Consider the following 16,906-nt stretch of genomic DNA (forward strand, 5'->3'; position numbering starts at 1 on the left):
TCAGGCGTGGTGTTTCCTGCCAGTATACTGGGTTACCACCACGCATGAAAATGATGAACCGGCCCAATACCGTGACCCACTTCCAGAGTATCGGCTTTTGCCAGCGCCGCGGAGAGCCAGATTTTAGCTTCACCCACCGTATCGGCCCAGCTGTCATGCCGTGGACGCAGCGCAGCCAGCGCGGCAGAGAGCGTGCAGCCCGTACCGTGGGTGTTTTTCGTCTGCACGCGCGGCGCGGTAAAACGCATTTCGCCGTCGCGGGTAAAGAGCCAGTCCGGGCTTTCGGCATCATCAAGATGACCGCCCTTCATCAGCACCGCGCCGCAGCCCATCGCCAGCAGCGCGTTCCCCTGCGCTTTCATTTCACGTTCGTTTTGCGCGTGCGGGGCACCCAACAGCGCGGCGGCTTCCGGCAGATTGGGCGTGATCAGCGCCACCTGCGGCAGCAGCTTTGTGCGCAGCGTCTCCACGGCGGAGGCGGAGAGCAGCGGGTCGCCACTTTTCGCCAGCATGACGGTATCCAGCACCACGTTTTGCACCTGATAACGCTTAAGCCGCTCGGCCACCGCTTCCACAATGTCCGTTTCGGCCAGCATGCCGATCTTAGTGGTATCAATGCGCACGTCGCTGAACACCGAATCCAGCTGAGCGGCAACAAAATCCGGCTCGATACGGTAGACCGACTGCACGCCGCGCGTGTTTTGCGCCACCAGCGCGGTAATGACGGAACAGCCGTATGCGCCAAGGGCGGAGAAGGTTTTCAGGTCAGCCTGGATACCCGCGCCGCCGCTGGGATCGGTACCGGCAATGGTCAGAGCGTTAATCCGCTTCATGCCTGCTCCTCCAGCGTGTAGAGCGCATCCAGGAACGCGCTGGCAAAACTGCCCGGGCCACGAGACTGCGCAACAGCGATTGAGCCAGCTCGCTTCATCCATCCGCAGGCGGCCGTGACGTTATCCAGCCGGTCGCCCGGCAGCGAGCAGCTCGCCGCGACGACGGCGGAGAGCGCGCAACCGGTGCCCACCACGCGCGTCATAAGCGGGTCACCGCCCGTTACGGTGCGCGTGCGCTGTCCATCGGTGATGTAATCCACTTCTCCCGTGACCACGACAATTGCATTCGTCTGACGCGCCAAAGCCTGAGCGGCAGGTACCGCGCTGGCTGCGGTGTCGGTGGTATCAACGCCGCGCCCGCCCGCGCTCATCCCGGCAAGGGCAAGGATTTCAGAGGCGTTACCGCGGATCGCGACTGGTTTCAGAGCGAGGATTTGATGGCAAAAACGGGTACGGAACGCGAGCGCGCCAACGGCAACCGGGTCAAGCGTCCAGGGCTTACCCGCCGCCACCGCGCGTTCAATCGCCCGACGCATCGACTGGGCGCGCGGTGCGGTCAGCGTGCCAACGTTAATCAGCAGCGCATCGGCGATGTCAGCAAACTGCTCGGCCTCTTCGGCCTCAATCACCATCGCTGGCGATGCGCCAAGCGCCAGCAACACGTTGGCCGTGAAGGTCTGTACAACATCGTTGGTCATACAGTGCGTGAGCGGGGAACGGGTTCGGAACTGATGTAAAACGTGTAAATCGAGCAGGTCAGGCTGCATGGGTTCGCTCCTGCCTTGCGTGAAGAAGCGATGACCGGGAAGGCATCTGACTTCCCTACGCTGGCATTATCCAGATCAGGTAATACGGGTATTTCTCAGCCTTCACAAAGAAGGGCACCCCGAGTCAAAATACTTATAAAACAATTAATTACAGATCAATAGTGTGTGAGTGTTTAGTGTAACCGGGGCCGTAGGCAGGGTGCAAGATTTTTCGATTAACCGCATCTGGAATAGCTGAATCACACACGGCAAGGGCGAACACCAAAGACTAATAGTACCGAAAGGTATTAGTTACAGCGATGATAAGAAGCAACACAGTTGATACGTATAAGAAGTTAACGATTCTCTTTTATCTTTCCAGTTATACCCCTCTCTCTCATGGATTATTCCTAAAACGTAAATTTTAATCACCGCGATTAATCAGCGCGCATTTTAATGTTTACTTTCAATTTTAAAATCTATTCATTTCAAATGAAATGTATCATTAAATAACGCTACTACCTAAGTAGTAAAATAAAATCCCTAAAAAAATGAAATAAAATTCCATTCCAATCATAAACTTAACTAAAACCTTTTCCTGACAAAAATTAACTCACTGATAAACAAAGAAAAATTAAATACACACTACAACAGACCACTTTAGCCATTAATGCTTTACTTGACCTAAATCAATAATTTTAAGCGCGAATTATCTATAGTTCAGCACCGTCACATAAAACAAATAGATGTTTCTTTACAAAATTTAACATACTTGAACTTACTTTTTTTGCTCTGCCAGACCAAACGTTAGTAATAACACTATCGTTTATTTTATCTATAGAATATTGCGAGTCTTTACAATGAAATCCCTTAATAAATCAGTGATTGCTGTTGCTGTTTTTGGTGCTCTTTTTGCTGGTTCAATGAAAATTTCTTATGCTGCTGATTTCGCCACTGATGCAAATGGCTCTACTCAATGGGCGGAAAACATTCAAGGTCAAGTAGATGGGCTTTCTAATGATGATTATCTAAACGGTGAATCAATCAAAGCCGCTCAAACTACAGCTACTAATGCAGAAGGTAAAGCTGATAGCGCGATTAGTGTAGCTAGCTCTGCTCTTAGTCTGGCTGGTAGCGCTAAAACTGATGCTAAAACCGCTCTTGATGCTGCTGACACTGTAGGTCAAAAACTAACCACTGTTGGTAACGCTCTGCAAGGTGAGATTAATCAAGAGAAAATTGATCGTGATAACGCCGATCACTTAATTATGACTACTGTTGATAATCATGATGTGCTGCTTAGTGATCATGAAACACGTATTGCTGCACTCGAAAACCAGCCTACCCCGAAAGATGGTATTGATGGTAAAAACGGGATCGATGGTAAAGATGGGGCTACAGGTGCGCAAGGTGTACAGGGTTTACAGGGCTTGAAAGGTGATACAGGCGCACAAGGTGTAGCGGGTGTTGCTGGTAAAGATGGTGTTGATGGTAAAGCAGGTAAAGACGGCATAGACGGGAAAAACGGCGTTAACGGGAAAGATGGTAAGAATGGGTTGAATGGGTTGAATGGTAAAGATGGTGTGAGTGGTAAGAACGGCGCTAACGGCGTTACGACCACCATCACTAAGAAAGAAGTTGATACTAAAACTATCAATCTGGTTAAGTCACTTAATACACAAACTACAGCACAAGCTAAAGATCTGAAAGCTGTTCAACAAGTATTTTCACAAGCACAATCTTCAAGCAATGCTCAATTCAAAAACCTGAAGGATGAAGTCGACGACAACAAGAAAGAAGCGCGTGGTGGAGTAGCCTCTGCCGTTGCGATTGCATCAATGCCACAGGTCGAAAAAGATCAGGCTATGATGTTCTCTGCTGGTGTAGGGTCATTTAAGAATGAGCAAGCTATCAGCGTTGGCGCTTCTTTCCATGCCGGTGAACATACAGTGATCAAAGCTGGCATTAGCGATTCGACAAATAACGATCTTGCTATGGGCGCGGGTATCGGGATCGGTTTTTGAATAAAACACCGCTGATACATATATAACCCGCTCGTCTCTGGTAAGAATATCGATGATAGCAAAAAACATGTCCAGATATATATTCATCTCAGCCGTGCTGTACCTGATGCTAATTGGCGTCGGGATTTGGATAGGCGTGATGTATTTATCTTATTATCTGTGTAGTTTATAAGGTATAAAATGAAAAAATTAATTATTACCGTGGCGGGTATATTTATGCTTGCGGGGTGCGTATCGCCCGATCAGCGCATCGCAAACTGCACGGCGAAAGGCGTAAGTTATGACACCTGCTATTTGTCCGAACAGCAAAGACAGCAAGGCATTAATAACGCTTCGCTCTCTGCCGCTTATGCGAATGCGGCAAGAGCGACAGAAAATGCACATAAACATGCTCACCACCACTAAGGTTTTATAATGAAAGCACAGTTAACAGTGATGACTCTGTTGTTCGCAATCGCTGCGACCCCGGCACATGCGATTAACGCCCACTATCGCGCACAGCTGGAGCGTTCCGGATGCACCCAGATAAGCGAAGGCGATGGCTCTTGCGATATCACTAAAACGAAAGCGGAAAACGCGGCGCAACACGACCAAACGACGACCGTTCACGATCCGATGCGTGCGGCCACATTTTCGTCACCGACCGTTAATGCCACGATTTCCAACGGCTTTTTTAGTGCGACCATTAATGGCAAAAAGGCCACCGTCAAACGTTTGAATGCGGCGTTCTATGAGATTCATGGTAATGACGTTGTTATATCGTTTAGCCTTGATGAGAACGGTATTGCCGATGCCTCCTGGAATAAAACTAAGGGTCGTGACCACGGCATTTTGCAGGTCAGGCAGAAATAACGTGCTCAAGGAGGCCATGCGCCTCCTTTTTCCACAGCGAAAAGCACGATTTGTCACACTCTTTTCTCTACTTTTACAGTTCTGACAACCCCATCATAAGCGGCTGTTTTTATTGTGCATAAAGTGCAACTTTCTTTCTGGAAACGGGGATAACCCTCCCCCTGTGCCCTCTGTCACAAAACAGTAAACAAATTAACCATTGAGCCCCGTGGCAAAAGGCTCTATATTGGCGGCGTTTTTTTCAGGCCCCCATCTGTTTTTTAACTTTTTATTCAATCGTGGCTCATAACGAAGCGGCGGTTGTAGGAGTGATATGATGACGGATAAAGTCCGTATTGACACCGTAGATGCCCACAAAAGCAACGAAACCTATCTGGCCCGTCAGGCCGAGTTTGAATCTAACGTCAGGAGTTATCCGCGCAAACTGCCTTTAGCGATCACTAAAGCAGAAGGCGTGTGGATCACCGATGCTGATAATAAAGAATACCTTGACTGTTTAGCAGGCGCAGGGACCCTTGCGCTTGGCCATAACCATCCTGATGTGCTGAAAAGCATCCAAAATGTCATTACCAGCGGCTTGCCGTTACATACCCTGGATCTGACTACGCCTCTGAAAGACGCGTTTTCTGAATACCTGCTCTCTCTGCTGCCTGGTCAGGGCAAAGAGTACTGCCTGCAGTTCACCGGTCCATCCGGTGCTGACGCCGTTGAAGCGGCGCTGAAGCTGGCGAAAAAAGTGACCGGTCGTAGCGGTATCATCAGCTTCTCTGGTGGTTACCACGGTATGACCCACGGCGCACTGTCCGTAACCGGCAACCTGTCTCCGAAAGAAGCGGTTGACGGTATGATGCCAGAAGTTCAGTTCATGCCTTATCCGCACGAGTACCGTTGCCCGCTGGGTATCGGTGGTGAAGCGGGCGTGAAAGCGCTGACTTACTATTTCGATAACCTGATCAACGACGTTGAAAGCGGCGTGCGTAAACCTGCAGCGGTGATCCTGGAAGCCGTTCAGGGCGAAGGCGGCGTGAACCCGGCTCCGGCTGAGTGGCTGCAGCGCATCCGTAAAGTGACTCAGGAACACGGCATTCTGCTGATCCTCGACGAAGTTCAGGCTGGCTTTGCCCGTACCGGTAAATTCTTCGCCTTCGAACACGCGGGCATTGAGCCAGACATCATCGTGATGTCTAAAGCTGTCGGTGGCGGTCTGCCGCTGGCCGTGCTCGGTATCAAAAAGCAGTTCGATGCATGGGCGCCAGGCCACCACACCGGTACCTTTCGCGGCAACCAGCTGGCGATGGCAACCGGTCTGACGACGCTGAAAATCCTGAAAGACCAGAACATCGCAGGCAAAGTGGCTGCACAGGGCGAATGGCTGAAAGGCCAGCTGAAAGAGATGGCGAAGCGCTACCCGGTTATCGGACACGTTCGCGGTCTGGGCATGATGATCGGTATTGAGATCGTTAAACCAAACGAAGCGGCTGACCACATGGGTTGCTTCCCTGGCGACGGCGAGCTGTCTGCACTGATTCAGAAGAAGTGCTTCGAAGCCGGTCTGATTCTGGAGCGTGGCGGTCGTAACGGTATCGTTCTGCGTCTGCTGCCGTCTCTGCTGATCAGCGACGAAGAGCTGAAAATCTTCCTGGATAAATTCGAGCAGGCACTGCTTGCTGCGGGCGTTCGCCCGGCGTAACCGGAGTTGTTGATTACGATGTCTGATTCAAACCCAATTTTGTTCTCCTCTGCGCAGAGCATTGAAGCTTACCAGCAGGCGATTGAACAAAGCACTCAGGCTGTGATGCAGTGGCTGAAACAGCCTGAGATGTACCAGGGCAAAACGGTCGCGGAACTGCGCGACCGTATTAAACTGGATTTCAACCCGAAAGGGCTGGGCAACGAAGCGGCGATTGAACGCGCCGTGGAGTTCTTCCTGAAAGACAGTTTGTCCGTTCATCACCCGCAGTGTGTGGCGCACCTGCACTGCCCAAGCCTGGTCGTAAGCCAGGCGGCGGAAGTGCTGATCAACGCCACTAACCAGAGTATGGACTCCTGGGATCAAAGCCCGTCCGCAACCATTATCGAAATCAAACTGATCGAGTGGCTGCGTACCCGCGTGGGTTATCAGGCTGGCGACGCCGGTGTCTTCACCAGCGGCGGCACCCAGAGCAACCTGATGGGCCTGATGCTGGCGCGCGATGCGTTCTTCGCGCGTCTGGGTCACTCCGTTCAGCAGGATGGCCTGGTAGGCGATCTGCGCAAAATTCGCGTGCTGTGCTCCGAGAACGCCCACTTCTCTGTGCAGAAAAACATGGCGCTGATGGGTCTGGGCTACCAGTCCGTGGTGCAGGTGAAAACTGATGAATTCTCCCGCATGGATCTGACCGATCTGGCGGCGAAAATTGAGCAGTGCAACGCGAACGGCGAGCAGATTCTGGCGATCGTCGCGACGGCAGGTACCACCGATGCCGGTGCTATCGACCCGCTGCGTGCCATTGCAGAACTGGCGGCGAAACAGAACATCTGGGTACACGTTGATGCGGCCTGGGGCGGCGCGCTGCTGATGTCCGAGCAGTATCGTCACTACCTGGACGGCATTGAGCTGGTGGATTCCATTACCCTGGACTTCCACAAGCAGTTCTTCCAGACCATCAGCTGCGGCGCGTTCCTGCTGAAAGAAGCGCGTCACTATGAGCTGATGCGCTATCAGGCGGCTTACCTGAACTCTGAGTTCGACGAAGAAGCGGGCGTGCCTAACCTGGTGTCCAAATCTCTGCAGACCACCCGTCGTTTCGACGCGCTGAAGCTGTGGATGAGTCTGGAAGCGCTGGGTCAGGAGCAATATGCGGCGATCATCGATCACGGTGTGACCCTGGCACAGCAGGTTGCGGGCTACGTGAAAGAGCAGTCTGCTCTGGAGCTGGTGATGCAGCCACAGCTGGCGAGCGTGCTGTTCCGCTTCCGTCCTCAGGCGCAGATGGATGATGCAGGCATCGCCCTGCTGAACCAGAAGATTGGTGATGCGCTGCTGGAATCTGGCCGTGCTAACGTCGGCGTGACCGAGCATAACGGTATCACCTGCCTGAAGCTGACCCTGCTGAACCCAACCGTGACGCTGGAGGACGTAAAAGTTCTGCTGTCTCTGGTTGAGCGTACTGCACAGGAAGTTCTGGCTAAGTAATGCTTATCCCTCTCCCGTTCGGGAGAGGGTATTTTCCCCTGCCCTATCCCTCAGTGTGTCCTCAAGGTTTCAACCATTAGCGTAAAGCACGATTCGATAAGCGTCGGTAACGGCTGTGGCGCACGCATCAATGCCACCGTTCGGGCAAGTGCCGGTTGCTGAAGATGAACCACCTTAAGCTGCGGATCCTGAAGATGCGTGGTATAGAGTTGCGGCAGTATCGCCACGGCCAGTCGGGAACGCACCAGGCCGTACAGCGTTTCGATATAATCTACCTGATAACGTGTCTGCAACGACAAACGATGGCTTTCAGCGAGCGCGCCGACCAGGCGTTGGATGTTACCTTTTGAAAACACGGCGATATCTCGCCCAACAAGCTGCTTCCAGGGTAAATGCGCCGACGCCGCCAGCGGATCGTCACAATGAATCACCGCAACAAAAGGATCCTCCTGTAGCGGGAAGACGGACAGTTGTTCCGGCACAGAACTGTCCAGTGCGCCAATACCAAAATCAATCTGCCCTTTCAGCAACTGCGCCACCAGCGCATCATTGGTTTGATCGTGAAACTCTACCTTAAGACGCGGAAAAGCTTGCGCCAGCGTTTGGGGCAACTGTGGGAACAAGAGCGAGCTGACGGATGGCACCAGCCCAATGCGCACCGTGCCGTCACCGCCTGCCTGCACAATCTGCTGCATATCGTCGAAGGCAAGCTGAGCCACGCTGAGCACCCGCTGCGCGTGCGGGAGGATGGCGTTGCCCAGCTCCGTCAGCGTCACCGCTGAGGCGGTACGGTTCACCAGCTTGCCGCCGAGCACCGTTTCGATTTGCCGCAATGCGCTGCTGAGCGCTGGCTGGCTGATCGCCAGCTTGCTGGCGGTGTCGGTGAAATGACGCAGCTGCGCCAGAGTGACAAAATACTGTAGCTGTCGCAGTGAAAGCGCGGGCAAGCGCTGCCAGGGTTCCATCGTCATTATCGTTTACACGCGTCGCAGAATAAGCCGGGGTTATCGGGTGATAAATTTTATCAGCTGGGCAAACGTTTGCCGTGTGCATAGAGTAACGCCATTATTTTCATGCTGGAACCGTTAATTACATGAGTGCCGAAACCCGACGCCGTGCCGTCCAGGCTGCACGCGGTGAAATGCCGTTCGACCTGCTGCTTACACACACCCGCATTGTTGATATGGCTACGGGTGAGATCCGCGACGCCGACGTCGGCATCGTGGACGGCCTTATCGCCAGCGTTCATCCGCGCGGCAGCCGCAGCGATGCGCGTGAGACGCACGATCTGAACAACCGGTATCTCTCTCCGGGACTGATGGATACGCATGTGCATCTGGAGAGTTCACACCTGCTTCCTGCTCGCTATGCAGAGATTGTGCTGGCACAGGGCACCACCGCCGTATTCTGGGATCCGCATGAGCTGGCGAACGTGCTGGGCATTGCAGGCGTACGTTTTGCCATTGAGGCCAGCCGTAACCTGCCACTGCAGGTGATGGTCGCGGCGCCATCAAGCGTGCCATCGACTCCGGGGCTGGAGATGTCTGGCGCAGACTTCGCCGGAGAAGAGATGAATACCCTGCTCGGCTGGCCGGAAGTGCGCGGCGTGGCGGAAGTGATGGATATGCACGGCGTGCTTAACGGCAGCCAACGCATGCTGGAAATTATGCAGGCCGGGCTGGACAGCGGAAAGCTGATTGAAGGCCACGCGCGCGGGCTTCACGGTGCGGATTTACAGGCTTATCTCGCCGCAGGCGTGACCTCCGATCACGAGCTGACCTCCGCAGACGATGCGCTGGAAAAGCTGCGCGCCGGGCTGACGCTGGAGATCCGCGGCTCGCATCCTTATCTGCTGCCCGATATCGTAAGCGCCCTGAAATCCCTGCCCCACCTTTCTTCACAAATTACGGTCTGCACCGACGATGTCCCGCCCGATATACTGCTGGAAAAAGGGGGGATCGTTGCGCTGCTGAACCTGCTGATTGAACACGGATTACCGGCGACGCACGCGCTGCGTTTCGCCACGTTGAACGCCGCCATTCGCCTGCAGCGTAACGATCTGGGGCTGATTGCCGCCGGGCGTCGCGCGGATCTGGTGGCGTTTGACTCGCTTGAAAAGCTGACGGCTCGTCAGGTGTATGTCGCCGGTAAGCTGATTGCGCGCGACGGGGCAATGATTGAACCCATCGTTGACACGATATTGCCCCTCCCGCGTGATACCGTGCGGCTGTCTGCACTCGCAGACGATGATTTCCGTATGAAAATCGACAACGCGAAACACGGCGTGGCGCGCCTGCGCCATATCAGCGGCGCACGCTTCACGCAGTGGGGTGAAGTTGACGCGCAGGTACGTCACGGCGTAGTGGCGATCCCGGATGGCTTTAGCCAGATCTGGGTTCAGCATCGCCACGCGCGCCATGCGGCGAAACCGCAAATCGCCCTGCTAGAAAGCTGGGGTGAACTGCGTGGGGCCATTGCCACCAGCTATTCTCACGACTCTCACAATCTGGTGGTGCTGGGCCGCGATCCGCACGACATGGCGCTGGCAGCCAACATGCTTATCCAGAGCGGCGGCGGGATGGCGTTGGTACAGAATGGCGACGTCATCGCCCACGTCGCCATGCCGATTGCGGGGATGCTTTCGGAACTGCCGCCTGATGAGCTGGCTCGCCAGTTCAGGGAACTGCGCGAGCGTAGCAATTTGATTGCCGACTGGGAACCGCCGTATCGGGTTTTTAAAGCCATAGAGGGCACCTGTCTTGCCTGCAACGCCGGTCCGCATTTGACCGATCTTGGACTGACCGATGGGACCACGCGCCAGATTGTCGATCCGTTAATTTCTTACCGGGAAACCCCGGACAACACACAATAATGCCGAAGGAGAGCCGGATAATGGCCGACAACACCGTTAATTCGCCAGCACCAGGGAGCTGGCTCGAACGCCGTTTTGCACTGCATGCGCGTGGCAGCACCGTACGCACCGAGTGCCTGGCTGGCATCACCGGTTTTCTCGCCGCCGCCTACCTGCTGGTGGTGATCCCGGGGCTGCTGGCGGTCGGAGGAATGGATAAAGGCGCGGCAACGACGGGCACCATTCTGGTCTTCGTTGCCGGAACGCTGCTGATGGCTTTCTATGCCAACCTGCCCTTTATCGTCGGGCCCGGTATTGGCGGTTCGGTCCTGGTCGGCGTCACGCTTGCGGGCAGCGAAGGTATTGGCTGGCAAATTGGTCTCGGCATCGCCTGCTGGTCAGGGATTTTATTCTTCCCGCTGACCCGCTTTGGGCTGCGTGAAGTCGTCACCCGTTCGGTCCCGCAGTCCATCAAGCTGGGGTTGACAGCCTCCATCGGCCTGTTTGTGGCCGTGCTCGGTTTTCGTAACGCCGGGCTGGTGTTGGCAAATGCGAAAACGAATGCCCTGATGCTGGGAGATTTCCTGTCACCGGCGGCGCTGGTCGCGTTAGCGGGTCTCTTCCTGGCCATCGCGTTACAGGCGCGCCGCATTCCAGGGGCAATACTGTGGGCCATTCTGTTCGCCACTCTGGTCGGTATTCCGCTGGGCGTGACAAAGCTTCCTGGTCAGTTTATTGATATGCCGCATTCTCTGGCCCCGGTTATCGGCCACATTGATATGCTCGGGGCGCTGAACATTGCCTTCCTGCCATTCCTGTTTGTCTTCTTTGCGTCGGAATTTTTCTCCACCATGGGCACCACGCTGGCTGTCGGTGGTGAGGCGGGATTACTGGATGACGAAGGCAACATGCCGCATATCAACCGTCCGTTTATGGTGGACTCCATTGCCGCTGCGGTAGGTCCGTGGGTCGGCATTCCAGCCGCGACGGCGCTGATCGAATCTTCGGCTGCTGCTGAAGCGGGCGGTAAAACGGGCATGACGGCACTGGCTGCGGCAGTGATGTTCCTGCTGATGTTGCTGTTTACGCCTGTTGCACTGATGATCCCAAAAGAAGCCACCGCACCGGCGCTGATCCTCATTGGACTGAATATGTTTAGCGGCTTACGTAAGGTTGATCTGGCGAACTTCACCGACGGCCTGCCGGTGCTGATGATGGTCATGATAACGCTGATTGCCAACAGCTTCGGAACAGGAATTGCAGGGGGATTACTGTTTTACGTTGTCGTTAAAGCGATTGCCGGAAAATGGCGAGACATCCCTGTTGGACTTTGGATCCTCGCCATTCCGCTGGTCTATTACTTTGCCACGCTGGTGAAGCATTAATACTTGCGCTGTCGCCGGGTCGGGCTTTGACCATACTCGTAATGACTATAGCCCGCACGGTAATAAAGCGCAGCCGATTTCACCACGTCATTCAGCACGGTACCATTGATACGCGCGCCCGTTTGTTGCAGACGCTTAATGCTGTTTTCCATCTCTTTAAGGCTGGTTTTGCCAAAGCGGGCGACCAGCAGTGAGGTTGCCGCCACCCTGGCGGCGACAGCGGCATCGGTCACGGCCAACACTGGCGGCGTATCCAGGATCACAAGGTCATACTGCCCATCCGCCCACGTCATGACTGCCCCGAAGCGTTCGCTCATCAGCAGTTCTGCCGGCCGTAACGGAGTCGGTCCGCAGGTCAGCACATCAATATTGCCTTTTTCATAGCGCTGGATCGCCTCCTGACACTCGCACTCTCCACTGAGTATGCTGGACAGTCCTGTGTGGTTTTTGAGGCCAAACACGTTGTGGACATACCCCTCGCGCATATCTGCATCAATAAATAACACCCTGACTCCGGCCTGCGCTTCAATCGCAGCCAGCGAGGTGCTGACCAGCGTTTTTCCGCAGTCCTGCGTAGGACCTGAAATCATGACGATGCGGTTAGCGGCTTCCTGTAACGTAAAATGCAGGCTGGTGCGCAGCCCCCTGACCGCCTCGACAAAAATATCCGCAGGCCGGTCTACGGGCAGGAAGGGCACATCGGTTACCCTGTGTTTCCAGCGCGTGCCCAACGCGCGCCTTCTGCGCAGGTTGGTTTTTTTCCATAGCCATACTGAACGTGGCAACGTGGCCATCACCTGCACGCCCACCCCTTCCAGTTGCTCAGACGTGTTGATGCCGCGCCTGAGCGCAATGCGGGCCAGAACCAGACCCATTGAACACATCAGTCCCAGCAGGATGCCCACGACGATAATCAGCGGTTTTTTCGGCTTAACCGGATCGGGTTGCGTCACCGCGCTGTCGATAATTCGCACGTTGCCGATGGCGCTGGAACGAGAAATGTTCAGCTCCTGCTGGCGGGTGAGAAGCTGCAGGTAGATGGTGCGCCCGGACTCCACGTCCCGACTGAGGCGCAAAATATCCTGTTGGGTGGAGGGCATGGCTGAAATACGCTGATTCAGACGGACCTTTTCCTGTTCCAGCGTCTGACGTTTTTCACGCAATGCGCGGTAGTTCGGGTGCTCTTTCTTAAACAGCTGCGAGATTTCCGCCTCACGAAACGTCAGCTCGTTAAGCTGGTTTTCAATATTCACGATCTGCTCGAGAACCGATTTCGCTTCAAGCGAGAGGTCGACCGAATCCCGCTGTTTGCGATACTGGTTCAGCCGCTCTTCGGCCAAATCCAGGTCGCTTCTGATTTTGGGTAACTGCTGCTGCAAAAAGGCAAGGCTGCGGGCATCCTGCGCCTCCTGGCGGGCGATATTCTGCTGCAGATAAATGTGAGCAATTCGGTTGAGGACATTAGCAATATGCTCAGGATCGCTACCGGTCAGGGTCAGCGTCAGCACGCCGCTCTGCCTGGCAGACTCAGACACGTTGAATTGTGCACTCAGGTCGTTAATCGCCTCCAGACGGGTCCTGGTCTGGAGCGTAAACTGCGTGCCTGGTGGGGCATTAAGCGTCTTGACCAGCAGGGATACCCCCTCCTTTTCCAGCGCAGCCCCTTCCCTGCCCTCGGCGTAAAAATTGTCCCCCTCCAGCCGATATGCGCCTTGTCCCAGCACGGTAAGCATAAGAGAGCGTGGTTTGCCCTCAACTGGAGAGAGCTGAAGCCAGCTCAAGGTTAAGGTGGCGGGCTTACGGCCCTGCAAACGGGCCCACAGGCGTCCCACAACAGGGAGAGTACGCTCTGTCACATGCTGCGTTAAGCCCAATGCGTCTACCGTTGCGCCCAGGATCATGCGCGATTTCAGCAGGAGGAGTTCTGGCTCAACATCGGGGGACAGTTCATTACTGAACTGGCTGAGATTTTTGAGCAGGCTGTTATCCTGTTTTCCTTCGACCTGGATTAAGGCGTCTGCGCGATAAACGGGCGTAGCCAAAAAAGCATACAGCCCAGCAAGCAGAGTGAAAACGAGAGTCATCGTTAAAATAACTGCACGGTGATCGAGCATCTCGCCGAGGAGACGAACGAGATCAATTTCGTGATTTTCGGGTGCTGCTGCACCGTAACTGTCTGTTGTATATGACGACATTAACGCTTCATTCCTTTTTGACTCAACCTATGCGCCCATTCCTGACTGGCTTTCCCCAACAGCCCAAAAACATAGTCAAATGCTTCATGACTCTTACGATAGGGATCGGGGATATCCTGCGGCTCAAGCCATTGTCCAAAGAGCAGTGATTTGCCGCGGATTTCCGGGGCCATGGAGGATATAAAGCGAAGATGGGCAGGCTCCATCACCAGAATAAGATCCGATTCCCGCATCAGTTGGGGGGTCAGCCTGCGCGCGCGATGCCCTTCCAGTGAGATCCCGTGTCGCCAGGCCACTTCCCGGGCACCGACATCCGCCGGGCTTCCCTCCAGCCCAAAAATGCCTGCAGACGTTATTCGCTTTCCCGGTACCCGCTGACGCAACAGCCGCTCTCCTATCGGCGAGCGGCAAATATTTCCTGTGCATACCACTAAGATGGAATCGAACATTATTGCGGCCACTGTCTGATGTAACGAACCGTTTCGGTCAGGTCATGAACGCCAGTGATGGTCGGTACAAGCTGAGTGATGACGCGATTCCAGCGCGACAGCGGTGCCGTGGTGACATAGACAATGTCGTAGGGCTCAAGCTGAAACTCGGTGCCCAACACCATCGCGGAGGCATCCTGCGCATTTAGCTGGTAGATGTTGGCGATTTTCCCCGCATCATTGCCTTTCCTGATGGAGCGAATGACAAAAATACCCGTCGCATCGGCCATGTCCTGATTTAACCCACCCGCATTGCTCAGCGCTTCTGCAAGGGTCATCCCGCTTCTGTCCATCTTGAGCGTGCTCTGCTTGATCACTTCGCCCATGACAAAGACTTTCAGCGCGTCATTACGCGGAACAAACAGGATGTCGCCTGGATAGAGCAGCTTATTTTGCGTCAGGTCGCCGTGCTGCATCAGCGCGTAAAGGGAGAGGCGCGAATCTTTCCCTTCGTGGGTCAACACCACATTGCGCCAGTCAGCGTCGACAGACAGCCCCCCCGCCGCGTTGACGGCATCCATTACCGTCAGAGGGATATTGGTAATCGCCTGCTGGCCGGATTTGGCGACCTCTCCGGTGACATAGGCTTTTTGTGAACGAAATGCCGCCACGCTGACATCCACCTGCGGGCTTTCGATGACGCTATCCAGGCGTGCGGCAATCTCTTCCCTGATTTCAGAAACCGTTTTTCCTGCGACAGGGAGTTTGCCGACGTAGGGATAAAAGAGCGTACCGTCCGCATTCACCCAGTTACCGGTGTCACTCGCACTGCGATATTGCCCGGCCGGTGTCGTCAGTTCAGGGTGATCCCAGACGGTTACGGTTAAAATATCCCCAGTTCCGATACGGTATTCCCAGTTTTTGACCTGCTCATCCAGCTTAGGATTTGGCTGAGATTTCGCACCGACAGGACGCAGTTTCTCAATAAGAGCAGGGGTAAGAGGATAAAGATCGACACGCTTATCTAAATTAGTATTGTCATCTCCGGACGCGATAATATTTTTCCCCGACGAGCTTAATGTTTGCCCAGGAGAAAATACGCAGCCCGTTAACTGACTTATCGCTAAGAATATTACAGATAATACCGTTGTGTTTTTCATTATAATTAATCTATCGTTCATGGTTGCAACAAACGCGCAACAGGCAACCCATTAAGAATTACCTATTTTTCAACGCATTGCTTTTTAAAGTAATTAAATCGAAAACACACATCAACGATGTGATGTATGGGAATAAATGAAGGACCGGAATCACGTAAGATGAGAATTAAACCGCTCCGCTTTTATAAGTTTAAATCGGCTTTTAATAAAATGCATGTACTTCAGGCTACAAATCTATGATAAAACTGTATTTTCAGATTTAATTAAAAAAAACATTACTGCACTGAATTAGTCTTAGCAAATAACATTCATAAACAAAATACTATTAACCTTTTGATCTACACAAAACCGTTCACTTTTGTTACATTTTTTTTCGAACAGACTCTGCTGCGATACTTAAAATAGGTTGTCTGCCATATCATCAACACAACAGCAGGCTGAAAGTATCAGTAACGGTATAACTGGAGATAAAATGGCTAAGCGTACATGGCTGCTTCTGGGTGTAGTAATGTCTCTTGCAAGTGCGGCTTCAGCGGCCCCGCAAACGGCATCTGCGCCATCCGGCATCAAAGCCTACGAGGAACAAGAGTTCATCGCGGATTTTACAAAGTTTAAAATTGGCGATACAGCGCCAGCGCAGTATCAAACCCCCGAGTACACCATCAAACAGTACCAGTTGCGTAACCTTCCGGCCCCGGATGCGGGTACCCACTGGACCTATATGGGCGAAAACTACGTCCTGATTGGCGATGCAGACGGCAAAATCTACAAAGCCTACAATGGAGATATCTTCTATCATCGCTGATACGATCCTGGTTCGTCCCTGGCAGGAAAGTGACCGCCCTTTCCTGCGTACGCTCTTCCTCCACGCCCGGCGCGAAGCCTGGGCATGGCTGGACAGTTCAGACTGGCAGCTTGAAGATTTTGACACGGCAACCCGTGACGAAGTGATTTGGGTTGCTGTTCAGAACGGCCATCGTCTGGGTTTTGCCTCCGTCTGGACGAACGATAATTTTCTGCACAACCTGTTTGTTGACCCGCAGTATCAAAACCTCGGGGTCGGGCGTCTGCTCCTGGAACAGGTGCAGAAGGCGTTTACCAGTACGGGTTCACTAAAGTGTCTGGTGAAGAATGCGCGGGCTATCGCGTTTTACCAGCGACACGGCTGGCACATTGAGGCGACGGGAGATTCTCCGGAAGGAGAGTATTATCTGATGCATTACCGATTGCGTTAAAGTCGGGTGGCGGCTTCGCCTT

General features: G+C 53.8%; 15 protein-coding genes and 1 riboswitch. Of the genes, 9 read left to right on the plus strand and 6 right to left on the minus strand.

Annotation, left to right across the window (positions count from 1 at the left end):
* Positions 1-32 precede the first annotated feature (32 nt).
* Complete coding sequence (gene thiD, locus ACTJJA_RS13195; protein ID WP_089599318.1) at positions 33-833, minus strand: bifunctional hydroxymethylpyrimidine kinase/phosphomethylpyrimidine kinase; 801 nt, start codon at positions 831-833, stop codon at positions 33-35.
* Complete coding sequence (gene thiM / locus ACTJJA_RS13200) at positions 830-1,600, minus strand: hydroxyethylthiazole kinase (RefSeq protein ID WP_440668407.1); 771 nt, start codon at positions 1,598-1,600, stop codon at positions 830-832. Before thiM ends, thiD begins: the two co-directional genes overlap by 4 nt.
* A gap of 35 nt (positions 1,601-1,635) precedes the next feature.
* A riboswitch (TPP riboswitch) is annotated at positions 1,636-1,732 on the minus strand.
* Between the two features lie 707 nt (positions 1,733-2,439).
* Between thiM and ACTJJA_RS13205 the strand changes: the two genes are divergently transcribed.
* The 5 genes from ACTJJA_RS13205 (at position 2,440) to ACTJJA_RS13225 (ending at position 7,630) form a co-directional block, all read left to right on the plus strand.
* Positions 2,440-3,603 carry a YadA-like family protein gene (locus ACTJJA_RS13205; protein WP_440668409.1) on the plus strand — a complete coding sequence of 388 codons (1,164 nt, stop codon included), beginning with the start codon at positions 2,440-2,442 and terminating at the stop codon, positions 3,601-3,603.
* Between the two features lie 180 nt (positions 3,604-3,783).
* Positions 3,784-4,008: a hypothetical protein gene (locus ACTJJA_RS13210; RefSeq protein WP_420985458.1), complete on the plus strand. Its 225-nt coding sequence runs from the start codon at positions 3,784-3,786 to the stop codon at positions 4,006-4,008.
* A gap of 9 nt (positions 4,009-4,017) precedes the next feature.
* A complete protein-coding gene (locus tag ACTJJA_RS13215) occupies positions 4,018-4,455 on the plus strand; it encodes a hypothetical protein (protein ID WP_421510749.1) in 438 nt (145 codons plus the stop codon).
* Between the two features lie 313 nt (positions 4,456-4,768).
* Positions 4,769-6,145, plus strand: coding sequence for a diaminobutyrate--2-oxoglutarate transaminase (locus ACTJJA_RS13220; RefSeq protein ID WP_024908137.1), 1,377 nt, complete (start codon positions 4,769-4,771; stop codon positions 6,143-6,145).
* A gap of 18 nt (positions 6,146-6,163) precedes the next feature.
* The gene (locus tag ACTJJA_RS13225) at positions 6,164-7,630 is read left to right on the plus strand and encodes a pyridoxal phosphate-dependent decarboxylase family protein (RefSeq protein ID WP_042718828.1); all 1,467 of its coding nucleotides are present in this window, start codon (positions 6,164-6,166) and stop codon (positions 7,628-7,630) included.
* A 50-nt stretch (positions 7,631-7,680) separates the two neighbouring features.
* On the opposite strand, the gene ACTJJA_RS13230 is transcribed toward ACTJJA_RS13225, so the two are convergent.
* A complete protein-coding gene (locus ACTJJA_RS13230; protein ID WP_211449615.1) occupies positions 7,681-8,601 on the minus strand; it encodes a LysR family transcriptional regulator in 921 nt (306 codons plus the stop codon).
* A gap of 122 nt (positions 8,602-8,723) precedes the next feature.
* Here ACTJJA_RS13230 and ACTJJA_RS13235 point away from each other — a divergent pair, with 122 nt between their 5' ends.
* Complete coding sequence (locus tag ACTJJA_RS13235; protein WP_440668413.1) at positions 8,724-10,502, plus strand: adenine deaminase; 1,779 nt, start codon at positions 8,724-8,726, stop codon at positions 10,500-10,502.
* 20 nt (positions 10,503-10,522) lie between these two features.
* Complete coding sequence (locus ACTJJA_RS13240; protein WP_440668415.1) at positions 10,523-11,866, plus strand: NCS2 family permease; 1,344 nt, start codon at positions 10,523-10,525, stop codon at positions 11,864-11,866.
* Here the strand turns inward: ACTJJA_RS13240 and etk are convergent.
* From etk to ACTJJA_RS13255, 3 genes are read right to left on the minus strand one after another with little or no spacing between them, the layout of a single operon-like run.
* Positions 11,863-14,061 carry a tyrosine-protein kinase gene (gene etk / locus ACTJJA_RS13245; protein ID WP_440668417.1) on the minus strand — a complete coding sequence of 733 codons (2,199 nt, stop codon included), beginning with the start codon at positions 14,059-14,061 and terminating at the stop codon, positions 11,863-11,865. The genes ACTJJA_RS13240 and etk overlap by 4 nt on opposite strands.
* Positions 14,061-14,510, minus strand: coding sequence for an arsenate reductase/protein-tyrosine-phosphatase family protein (locus tag ACTJJA_RS13250; protein WP_440668419.1), 450 nt, complete (start codon positions 14,508-14,510; stop codon positions 14,061-14,063). Before ACTJJA_RS13250 ends, etk begins: the two co-directional genes overlap by 1 nt.
* Entirely contained in the window at positions 14,510-15,649 is a 1,140-nt protein-coding gene (locus tag ACTJJA_RS13255) for a polysaccharide export protein (protein WP_440668421.1), read from the minus strand. The genes ACTJJA_RS13250 and ACTJJA_RS13255 overlap by 1 nt, the downstream gene beginning before the upstream one ends.
* 472 nt (positions 15,650-16,121) lie before the next feature.
* On the opposite strand from ACTJJA_RS13255, the gene ACTJJA_RS13260 reads away from it, so the two are divergent.
* Positions 16,122-16,454: an RcnB family protein gene (locus ACTJJA_RS13260; protein WP_134347880.1), complete on the plus strand. Its 333-nt coding sequence runs from the start codon at positions 16,122-16,124 to the stop codon at positions 16,452-16,454.
* Positions 16,429-16,884, plus strand: a complete 456-nt coding sequence (locus ACTJJA_RS13265; protein WP_440668423.1) for a GNAT family N-acetyltransferase — start codon at positions 16,429-16,431, stop codon at positions 16,882-16,884. Before ACTJJA_RS13260 ends, ACTJJA_RS13265 begins: the two co-directional genes overlap by 26 nt.
* Positions 16,885-16,906: the final 22 nt, after the last annotated feature.

Source organism: Enterobacter sp. 22452 (genome assembly GCF_052045065.1).
GTDB lineage: Bacteria > Pseudomonadota > Gammaproteobacteria > Enterobacterales > Enterobacteriaceae > Enterobacter > Enterobacter mori.

Excerpts from the sequence above, each read along its gene's own strand:
- ACTJJA_RS13250 (WP_440668419.1), bottom strand. The coding sequence starts at position 14,510 with ATGTTCGATTCCATCTTAGTGGTATGCACAGGAAATATTTGCCGCTCG.
- ACTJJA_RS13230 (WP_211449615.1), bottom strand. The coding sequence starts at position 8,601 with ATGACGATGGAACCCTGGCAGCGCTTGCCCGCGCTTTCACTGCGACAG.
- ACTJJA_RS13225 (WP_042718828.1), top strand. The coding sequence starts at position 6,164 with ATGTCTGATTCAAACCCAATTTTGTTCTCCTCTGCGCAGAGCATTGAA.
- ACTJJA_RS13235 (WP_440668413.1), top strand. The coding sequence starts at position 8,724 with ATGAGTGCCGAAACCCGACGCCGTGCCGTCCAGGCTGCACGCGGTGAA.
- thiD (WP_089599318.1), bottom strand. The coding sequence starts at position 833 with ATGAAGCGGATTAACGCTCTGACCATTGCCGGTACCGATCCCAGCGGC.
- ACTJJA_RS13215 (WP_421510749.1), top strand. The coding sequence starts at position 4,018 with ATGAAAGCACAGTTAACAGTGATGACTCTGTTGTTCGCAATCGCTGCG.
- ACTJJA_RS13240 (WP_440668415.1), top strand. The coding sequence starts at position 10,523 with ATGGCCGACAACACCGTTAATTCGCCAGCACCAGGGAGCTGGCTCGAA.
- ACTJJA_RS13220 (WP_024908137.1), top strand. The coding sequence starts at position 4,769 with ATGATGACGGATAAAGTCCGTATTGACACCGTAGATGCCCACAAAAGC.
- ACTJJA_RS13205 (WP_440668409.1), top strand. The coding sequence starts at position 2,440 with ATGAAATCCCTTAATAAATCAGTGATTGCTGTTGCTGTTTTTGGTGCT.
- ACTJJA_RS13260 (WP_134347880.1), top strand. The coding sequence starts at position 16,122 with ATGGCTAAGCGTACATGGCTGCTTCTGGGTGTAGTAATGTCTCTTGCA.
- etk (WP_440668417.1), bottom strand. The coding sequence starts at position 14,061 with ATGTCGTCATATACAACAGACAGTTACGGTGCAGCAGCACCCGAAAAT.
- thiM (WP_440668407.1), bottom strand. The coding sequence starts at position 1,600 with ATGCAGCCTGACCTGCTCGATTTACACGTTTTACATCAGTTCCGAACC.
- ACTJJA_RS13255 (WP_440668421.1), bottom strand. The coding sequence starts at position 15,649 with ATGAAAAACACAACGGTATTATCTGTAATATTCTTAGCGATAAGTCAG.
- ACTJJA_RS13265 (WP_440668423.1), top strand. The coding sequence starts at position 16,429 with ATGGAGATATCTTCTATCATCGCTGATACGATCCTGGTTCGTCCCTGG.
- ACTJJA_RS13210 (WP_420985458.1), top strand. The coding sequence starts at position 3,784 with ATGAAAAAATTAATTATTACCGTGGCGGGTATATTTATGCTTGCGGGG.